The sequence below is a fragment of the Azospirillum sp. B4 genome, assembly GCF_000333275.1.
GTDB lineage: Bacteria > Pseudomonadota > Alphaproteobacteria > Azospirillales > Azospirillaceae > Nitrospirillum.
Window position 1 is genome coordinate 1 of sequence record NZ_BACU01000445.1, and the last position, 8,741, is coordinate 8,741.

Sequence of the window (8,741 nt, forward strand, 5' to 3'; positions counted from 1 at the left end):
CTGTAGTGCCCGGTGACGCTGACCCTGTCGGTCAACAGCACGTTGCGCCCGCTGTTGACCAGGGTGCCGGCGCCGACGTTGACGGCGTCGCTGAGCGCCAGGTTCCCGGACGCCAGCACCACGTCGGCCCCGGTGCTGGTGATGGTCCCGCCCGCCAGCGTGCCGATGGTCGACCCGCTGCCGCCGGTGATACGGAGGGCCGTGCTGGAACGGTTGACGATGTTGCCACTGATCAGGCCGCTGTTGGCCAGGGCCGCCAGGGTACCCGTCGAGGCGATGTACAGCGCCGTGGCGCCGCCGGCGGTGTTGGCCCCAGCCGTGTTAACAAGTGTGCCGGTGACCGACAGAGCACCGTAGGCGGCGCCGATGTAGTCGTTGCCGGCGATGGCCAACAGGCTGCTGCCGCTGACGCCGCCGACGGCATCCAGACCGGCCAGGCCGGAGGTGACGGTGGCGCCGGTGTAGCGGGACCCCGCCCCGCCCCGCACCAGGGTGACGCTGTCGCCCACCAGGTAGGTGCCCGTGGCGCTGAGGCCGGCGGAGACGGTGCCGCCGCCGATGACCGCCGCGTCGCTGACGGACAGGACATGGCCGGCCACGGCCAGGGTGCCGGCCGACTGGCTGTAGGCGCCGGCGACGGCCACGTCGCTGGCCAGGGTCAAGCTGGCGCCGGTGTTGGCCACGGTGTGGCCGGTGACGTCGAGGACGTCGGCCAGGCTGACGGCACCCGAGGCGAAGGCCAGGTTGGACAGGCTGTTGCGGATGGTGCCGCCGCTGAAAGACCCCACGATGCCGTCGCCGCCACCTACCACCACCAGGTCGTTGCCGCTGGCATTGACCACGTCGCCGATGATGGTGCCGCTGTTGGCCAGGGTGCCCACCGACCCGCCGCTGGTGATCATCACCGCCGTGGCGGCGTTGAGCGTGCCGGTGTTGGTCAGCGTGCCCAGGGTGCCGCTGATGTAGTCGCTGAGCAGGGTCAGGATAAGGTCGGTGGCGGCACCGGCCGGGCTGGTGCCCAGGGTGGCGCTGAAGCCGGTGGCCGACGCCGTCAGGCTGGTGGCGGACAGGCCGCCGCCGGCCTCGACGATGGTGTAGCTCTGCCCCGCGATCAGGTTCACGCCGTCCAGGGCCGTGACCGCCACCGTGCCGCCCGTCAGGCTGGCGCTGCCGCTGACCAGCAGTTCACCGGCCGTGGTGCCGCCGATACCGGCCGTCAGCGTGCCGCCGGTCTGGCTGTAGTTGCCGGTCACGCTGACCATGTCGGTCAGCAGCACGTTGGCGCCGCTGTTGACCAAGGTGCCCACGCCGACATTGACGGCGTCGCTGAGCGCCAGGTTCCCGGACGCCAGCACCACGTCGGCCCCGGTGCTGGTGATGGTCCCGCCCGCCAGCGTGCCGATGGTCGACCCGCTGCCGCCGGTGATACGGAGGGCCGTGCTGGAACGGTTGACGATGTTGCCACTGATCAGGCCGCTGTTGGCCAGGGCCGCCAGGGTACCCGTCGAGGCGATGTACAGCGCTGTGGCGCCGCCGGCGGTGTTGGCCCCAGCCGTGTTAACAAGTGTGCCGGTGACCGACAGAGCACCGTAGGCGCCGCCGATGTAGTCGTTGCCGGCGATGGCCAACAGGCTGCTGCCACTGACGCCGCCGACGGCATCCAGACCGGCCAGGCCGGAGGTGAGGGTGGCGCCGGTGTAGCGGGACCCCGCCCCGCCCCGCACCAGGGTGACGCTGTCGCCCACCAGGTAGGTGCCCGTGGCGCTGAGGCCGGCGGAGACGGTGCCGTCGGCGATGACGGCGCTGCCGCTGACCGTCAGCACCTGGCCCGCCAGGTCCAGGGTGCCGGCGGTCTGGCTGTAGGCACCGGTGACGGCGACATTGCCGGCCAGGGTCAGGCTGGCGCCGGTGTTGCTGACGGTGTGGCCGGTGACATCGAGGACGTCGGCCAGGCTGACGGCACCCGAGGCGAAGGTCAGGTTGGACAGGCTGTTGTGGATGGTGCCACCGCTGAACGACCCCACGATGCCGTCGCCGCCGCCGGTGATCACCAGGTCATTGGCGCTGGCGTTGACCACGCTGCCGGTGATGGTGCCGCTGTTGGCCAGGGTGCCCAGCAGGCCGGCGGTATAAACCGCCGTCGCCGCCACGATCAGGCCGCTGTTGACCAGCGCGCCGACAGTGCCGGTGTTGAAAAGACCGTGGGTGGCGCCCCTGAGCGTTCCGCTGTTCAACAGCGTGGCGATGGTGCCGGCATTGTTGACGGCCGCGGTGGCGGGGCCCGCGCCATCGGCGATGATGCCGCTATTGCTGAGGATGCCGATGGAACCGGCGTTGTAGACGCCCAGCGGCCCCTGGATCAGGCCCCCGTTGACCAGCGTGCCGATGCCGGCACCGGCCTGGTTGGCGACACCGACGGCGCCGCCCGTCAGGGTGCCGGCGTTGGTCAGATTGCCCACGCTGCCGCCGGCGGCGACGTAAACGGCGGTGGCGGCGCTGACGACGCCGCCGTTGTCCAAGGTGGCCAGGGTGCCGCCGACATAGTTGTTGGTGACCGTGGCCACCAGATCCACCGTGCCGCCGATGGTGACGGTCGCCACCGCCGCCGACAGGCCGCCGGCATCCACTGCCGCCGTCACGCCGCCGTAGCTGGACGCCAGCCCGCCGATCACCAGGGTGCCCAGCACCGCGCCGGCCATCCGGTTCACGCCCGCCGCCACCACGCTGGCCGTCACCGTGCCGCCGGTCAGCAGCGCCGCCTCCGTCACCATCAGGGTGTTGTCCCCCAGCGCCAGCGTACCGTCCGTCTGGTGGTAGTTGCCGGTGATGGTGATCGTATCGGCCAGGCGCAGGGTGGCGCCGGTGTTGGCCACCGTATGCCCGGGTGCCGCGACAGCGTCGTTCAGCAGCAGCGCGCCGCCGGCGAAGACCAGGTCGGCGGTGCTGCGCAGCAGGCCCCTGGCCCCGCCGGCCCCCGTCAGGGTACCGACGCCGCCGCCCTGGCCGCCGGTGATAGTCAGCGCCCCACCACCGACATTGGCGATGTCGCCGGCGATCACCCCGCTGTCGGCCAGAGTCCCCACCGTGCCGGCGTTGTAGAGGGCATAGCCGCCACCCAGCAAGGTGCCGCTGTTGGCGAAGGTGCCGATGCTGCCAGCCGCCGCGACATGGACGGCCGTGGCGGCCGATAGGGTGCCGCCGTTGCCGACCGTGCCCTGGGCGTCCGCGATGTAATCGTTGGCCGCCAGCGCCAACAGGGCGGTGCCGCTGGTGGCGCCCTGGACGGCCAGGCCGGCGACACCGCTGGCCACGGTCACGCCGACATAGCTGGACCCCACCCCGCCTTGCACCAGGGTGCCCAGCGTGGCACCGGCAAGATGGCTGGCGGCGGCCGGCACGAACGCGACCACGGTGCCGCCCGTCAGCAGGGCGGCATCGCTGACCATCAGCCGGGCCGCCGCCGACGCCAGTTCCAGCCCGCCCTGGGCCTGGGCGTAGGTGCCGGTGACGCTGACGGCGCCCATCAGCACCACGGCCGCCCCGGCGTTGACCAGGGTATGGCCGGTGACATCCACGGCATCGTTCAACAGCAGCCGGCCACCGCCCAGCACCACGTCGCCCAGCGTGCTGATCACGGCCGCCCCGGTGCCGGCCGCCCCGGTGTAGCTTCCCATCACGCTGCCGCCGGATAGGGTCAGCGCCCCGGCCGAGAGGTTCAAAAGGGTGCCGACGACAGTGCCCTGGTTGGCCAGGCCGCCCAGGGTGGCACCGCTGCTCAGGCGCAGGGCTGTGGGGCCGGTGATGACGCCGTCGTTGAGGATGGTGCCGGTGGTGCCCGACAGGTCCAGGGCGAAGCCGGTGCCCTGGATCAGGCCGGTATTGACGACGCGGTCCAGGATGACCGCGTTGGCCACCCCCTTGTAGCCGGTGACGGTGCCGCTGTTGACCAGGGTGCCCAGGCTGCCCTGGCCGTTGTAGACGGCCTCGCCCCCGCTGGTCACGGTGCCGCTGTTGCTGACCGTGCCCAGGGTGCCCCAGTTCACCAGCGCCACGCTGCGGCCCGCGATGGTGCCGCTGTTGCTGACGCCGCCCAATGTGCCCAGGTTGTAAAGGCCGGACAGTTGGCCGCTGAGGATGCCCGTGTTTTCCACCCTGTCCAGGCGGGCGCGGTTCAGCAGGGCGGCCTTGGTGCCTCCGGTGATCGTGCCGGCGTTGATGACGGTGGCGATGCTGCCCTCGTTCAGCAGGCCGGCAAGGCCGGCGATCAGGCCGCTGTTGCTGATGCCGCCCACGCTGCCCAGGGTGTGGATATAGAGCGCCGTTCCCGCCGCATTGATGACGCCGCCGTTGTCCAGCATGCCGACCGTGCCCTGCACCAGCAGGCCCACGGTCAGCGCCTCGATGGTGCCGGTGTTGATCAGGCCGCCCACTGAACCGGTGTTGACCATGCCGGCCGAACTTCCGCTAAGCAGGCCGCCGTTGAGGAAGGTGCCGATGGTGCCGGCGTTGAACAGGGCATGGCGGCCATAGCCGAAACCCCCGCCCAACCGGCCCTGGTTGACCAGGGTGCCGATGCTGCCACCGTTGTAGAGGACGGTGGAGGCGGCGCTGAGGCTGCCGCCGGCGGCGATGGACAGGGTGGTGATGACGCCGGTGTTGGACACGCCCGCGACAGTGCCGCCGGTGATGAGGGCCGTGTCGGCGACGCGCAAGGCGCCCAGCGTGCCGCCGTTGGCATAACCGGCGGTCGACCCCGTCAGGGTAACGTCCTGGGCCGCGGCCCCACCGGCAGCGAGTGCGATGCCCAGCGCCAGGAGGGAGACGCCGCTGTTCAGCCATGCCCGGCCAGCGGACCGTTCCGTCCCGTGGCCAGCCGGCGCCATGCCGCCCGTGACCGACACTCTCCCCATCGACCCCCTCCCCAACCCGTTGCGGCGCGCCCTTGAGCTGGGCGAGCGCCCCTTTCAAGCGCGCCCGGCGGGGCTTGGCCCGTGACCAAACGGTGACCGGTGGATGGGGATTCGGGGGATTTTCGACAAATATGCGCCTTTTCCATCACTTGCGGCCTACTTGGGTATTTGGGGGTGGCCGCCTGACGGAGTGTTAGAATCCCACCGCCGCCGCCGGCATCACCTGGGCGAACGGCCCGCCCAGCGTCAGGTTGTGGTGCTGGATGATGGCGCCCGCGGCCAGGGCCGGCGTGTCGATCGTCGTGTGGGCGTCGCCGGCCAGCACGGCCTCGAATCCCAGGTCACGGGCGGCGCGGCAGGAGGCATCGACGCAATACTCCGTCTTCATGCCGGCCAGCACCACCCGTCCGATGCCGTGGTCGCGCAGCAGGGCCGCCAGCTCCGTGCCGGCGAAGACGCTGGGCCGCGTCTTGCGCACCACCAGGTCACCCGCCTGGGGGGCCAATTGTTCCACCAGCTGCCAGTCAGCGGCGCCGGGGGCGGCCCGCGACCCCTCGGGGCCGTCATGCTGGACCAGAACCACCATGCCCCGGGCCTGGCGGGCGCGGTCGGCCATGTCCTGGATGCGGACCAGCACGCCGGCGCTGCCGTGCGGCGGCACGGGGCCATGCACCAGACCCACCTGCATGTCCAGGACGATGAGGGCGGATCGGGAAGGGGAACGACGGGAAAATTGGGGGCTCATGACCTGTCTCCGTTCGGTCTTGGGAACGGAGGTGCCACCGGCCATCTCCCCCGTCCCGTTAGGGCGGGGGTTGCGGAACGACCTGGCCTTACGCCGACAAGCCCATCCCGCACCACCCGCCGATGGCGGTGGTGGTGGTGATGGTTTTGACGGTCAGGGCGACGAAGGCGTTCATGGCGGCCAAGATGCGGGGACGACGGGGGTGGCGTCAAGCCCCCTTCACGCCCCTTCAGGCAAAGCGCCCCGGCTCCTCACCCGAACCGCGCCACCAAGTCGGCCAGGCGGCGGCAATCGGCGACCAGTCGCCGGTCGTTGAGGTTGGTGACGCCCAGCAGCAGGCCGGCCTGGTCCGCGCCTTGGGCGGCGTACCAGGGCGATAGCGGCACCGGCGCCATGCCGAAGGCCAGCGCCTGGTTGGCGATGTCCAGATCCCGGGCGCCCGGCGGCAGCGACACCACCACCGACAGGCCGGCGGTGGCCCGCACCGGCAGGAGGCCATCCAGGGCCTGGAGCAGCAAGGCCCGCCGGGCGGCGTAGAGCCGCTTCATACGGCGCAGGTGGCGCAGATAGTGCCCCTCCGCCAGGAAGGCGGCCACCGCCCGCTGCACCGGGGCCGCCGGCGCCGGGGCCAGGCAGGCGGCCACGTCGCCGAAACGGGCGGCCAGAGTCGCCGGCACGACCAGGAAGCCCAGGCGCAGGGCCGGGCTGATGGTCTTGCTGAAGGTGCCGGCGTGCAGCACGCGGGCCTCCCCGCCGGCGGCATGGTCCACCGCCGCCAGCGCCGGCACCGCCCGTCCGGCCAGCTGCAGCTCACTCAGGTAATCATCCTCCAGCACCCAGGCGCCGGAACGGCGGGCCCAGTCCAGCAGGGCCACGCGGCGGGCCAGCGACAGCGGCATGCCCAGCGGCGCCTGCTGCCCTGGCGTCACCACCGCCAGGGCAGCACCGGGGGCGACGGCCGCGCCGGCCGCCACGTCCAGACCCTGCGCGTCCACCGGCACGGGAACGGGCGCCATGCCGGCCAGCATCAGGGCCATGCGGGTCAGGGGGAAGCCCGGCTCCTCCATCCACGCCGCCTTGCCTTCCAGCCCCAGCGCCCGGACGGCCAGGTTAACGGCCCCGGCATAGCCGTTGGTCACCAGCACCTGCGCCGGTGTGCATTGGATGCCCCGGGATATGGCCAGATAGGCCGTGATCTCCCGCCGCAACTCCGCATGCCCGCGCGGGTCGGGATAACCCACGGGGGCCAGGGCGGCGGCGCGGGCACCCCGCGCCAGGATGCGGGACCACAGGGTGGCGGGAAAGGCGTCCTGCGCCGGCACGCCCATCTGGAAGGCCAGCGGCGGCGCCTCGAAATCATGGAAGAAGGCGGGCAGCGGCGGGGTTTCCGCCGGCGGCGGCACAGTGGCCGTCCCAGGCACCGGCCAGCGCGCCACCCGGGTACCGGCCGCCCCCAGCCCCACCACCAGCTGCTCGTCCATCAGACGTTCGTAGGCCACCCGCACCGTGCCGCGCGCCACGCCCAGCTGGGCCGCCAAGTCGCGCCAGGAGGGCAGGCGCGCCCCGGCCGCCAGCTGGCCGGCCAGGATGGCCTGGCGCAACGCGCCGTGGATCTGTGCCGCCAGCGGCACGGCCGCCGCCCGGTCCAGCACGATGGCAAGGTCGGTGTCCATGGGCCGGCATGGTACAGCCATTCTCGCGGTTCTTGGTGCTGTTTCCTGGACCATGGCCGGCGCATCCTCAAAGGTATCGGGCGATCCAAGCGCCAACCCTCCCGCGAAAGGACCTTCATCATGACCCTGCGCCTCGACTACGCCAACGCCGCCCCCGCCGGCATGAAGGCCCTGGGTGGCGTCTACGGCTACATCAGCCAGAGCGGCCTGCCCGCCCAACTGGTGGATCTGGTCTACCTGCGCGTCTCACAGATCAACGGCTGCGCCTATTGCATCGATATGCATTCGCGCGACCTGCTGAAGGGCGGGCTGACTGTGGAAAAGCTGGTGCTGGTTCCCTCCTGGCATGAGGCCGGCGCCCTGTTCAGCGCGCGGGAACAGGCGGCCCTACGCTGGGCCGAGACAGTGACCCGCGTGGCCGACACCGCCGTGCCGGATGCGGAGTTCCAGGCCGCCCGCACCCAGTTCAGCGACAAGGAACTGGCGGACCTGACCATCGCCATCGGCCTGATGAACGCCTACAACCGCCTGGCCATCAGCTTCCGCGCCGTGCCCGCCGCCGCTGCCCCCCCTGCCGCCAAGGCCTGATCCCCCTTCCAAGTCCTACTTTTCCAAGTCCGGCGGCCGGGTGGGCGACCATCCGGTCGTCGCCGTTTTCCGGCACCGGTCAATCCGTGCGCGAAAACAAATATTCCTGTTGCATCTTTCTGGCGACGCAATAACATGTATCTTATATACATGATTGAGGTCGACCGATGGATGAGCCCCTCATCGCCACCCTGGTTTCCCGGTTCTACGCCCGCGTGCGCCGCGATCCCGATTTGGGACCTGTGTTCAATCGCGCCATTTCCGATTGGGACCACCATCTGGAAACGCTGGCCGCCTTCTGGTCGGCACTGCTGCTGGCGCCGGAGCGCCTCACGGCCCCCCGTTACAAGGGCAACCCCATGGCGGCCCACCTGAAACATCTGGAGCGGATGACCCCCGCCCTGTTCGACCGCTGGCTGGCCCTGTGGGCGGAGGCGACCGCCGACGTGCTGCCGCCGCCGGCCGCGGCCGACGCCCTGGCCAAGGCCGCCCGCATCGCCACCAGCCTGCAACTGGGCCTGTTCTACCGCCCGGCCGCCTGACCCGCACCCTTCCCAAGAAATCATGAGGAACAGCCGCATCATGCCACAGCCCCAGCCGCTGAGCGCCCAGACCATCGCCGTCGTCAAGGCCACCGCCCCCGCCCTGGCCGAGCACGGCACCGCCATCACCCGGGCCATGTACGTCCGCCTGTTCCAGGACGCGTCCATCGCGGCCTTGTTCAAACACAGCCACCAAGGGCAGGATGGCGCCCAGAACAAAGCGCTGGGCGGCGCCATCCTGGCCTACGCCCGGCACATCGAGAACCTGGAGCCGCTGGCCCCC

5 protein-coding genes and 1 pseudogene are annotated in these 8,741 nt (G+C 71.2%); 3 read left to right on the top strand and 3 right to left on the bottom strand.

The annotated features are described in order from the left end of the window. The 3 genes from I55_RS19400 to I55_RS19410 form a co-directional block, all read right to left on the bottom strand. Positions 1–4,910 (bottom strand): hypothetical protein (locus I55_RS19400; protein WP_148293844.1); only part of this gene is annotated, 4,910 nt, incomplete at its 3' end. A 193-nt stretch (positions 4,911–5,103) separates the two neighbouring features. Further along, positions 5,104–5,655: a cysteine hydrolase family protein gene (locus I55_RS19405; protein ID WP_044562233.1), complete on the bottom strand. Its 552-nt coding sequence runs from the start codon at positions 5,653–5,655 to the stop codon at positions 5,104–5,106. A 251-nt stretch (positions 5,656–5,906) separates the two neighbouring features. Then, a complete protein-coding gene (locus I55_RS19410) occupies positions 5,907–7,328 on the bottom strand; it encodes a PLP-dependent aminotransferase family protein (protein WP_044562234.1) in 1,422 nt (473 codons plus the stop codon). Between the two features lie 120 nt (positions 7,329–7,448). Here I55_RS19410 and I55_RS19415 point away from each other — a divergent pair, with 120 nt between their 5' ends. The 3 genes and pseudogenes from I55_RS19415 to I55_RS19425 all read left to right on the top strand — a co-directional run. Further along, positions 7,449–7,916: a carboxymuconolactone decarboxylase family protein gene (locus tag I55_RS19415; RefSeq protein ID WP_044562235.1), complete on the top strand. Its 468-nt coding sequence runs from the start codon at positions 7,449–7,451 to the stop codon at positions 7,914–7,916. Between the two features lie 167 nt (positions 7,917–8,083). Then, positions 8,084–8,458: a group III truncated hemoglobin gene (locus I55_RS19420; protein ID WP_044562236.1), complete on the top strand. Its 375-nt coding sequence runs from the start codon at positions 8,084–8,086 to the stop codon at positions 8,456–8,458. 40 nt (positions 8,459–8,498) lie between these two features. Further along, positions 8,499–8,741 (top strand): annotated as a pseudogene (locus I55_RS19425) (nitric oxide dioxygenase); the annotation flags it as partial.

Bases quoted from the DNA above. Each gene is read 5' to 3' on its own strand.
- I55_RS19405 (WP_044562233.1), bottom strand. From the start codon at position 5,655: ATGAGCCCCCAATTTTCCCGTCGTTCCCCTTCCCGATCCGCCCTCATC.
- I55_RS19410 (WP_044562234.1), bottom strand. From the start codon at position 7,328: ATGGACACCGACCTTGCCATCGTGCTGGACCGGGCGGCGGCCGTGCCG.
- I55_RS19415 (WP_044562235.1), top strand. From the start codon at position 7,449: ATGACCCTGCGCCTCGACTACGCCAACGCCGCCCCCGCCGGCATGAAG.
- I55_RS19420 (WP_044562236.1), top strand. From the start codon at position 8,084: ATGGATGAGCCCCTCATCGCCACCCTGGTTTCCCGGTTCTACGCCCGC.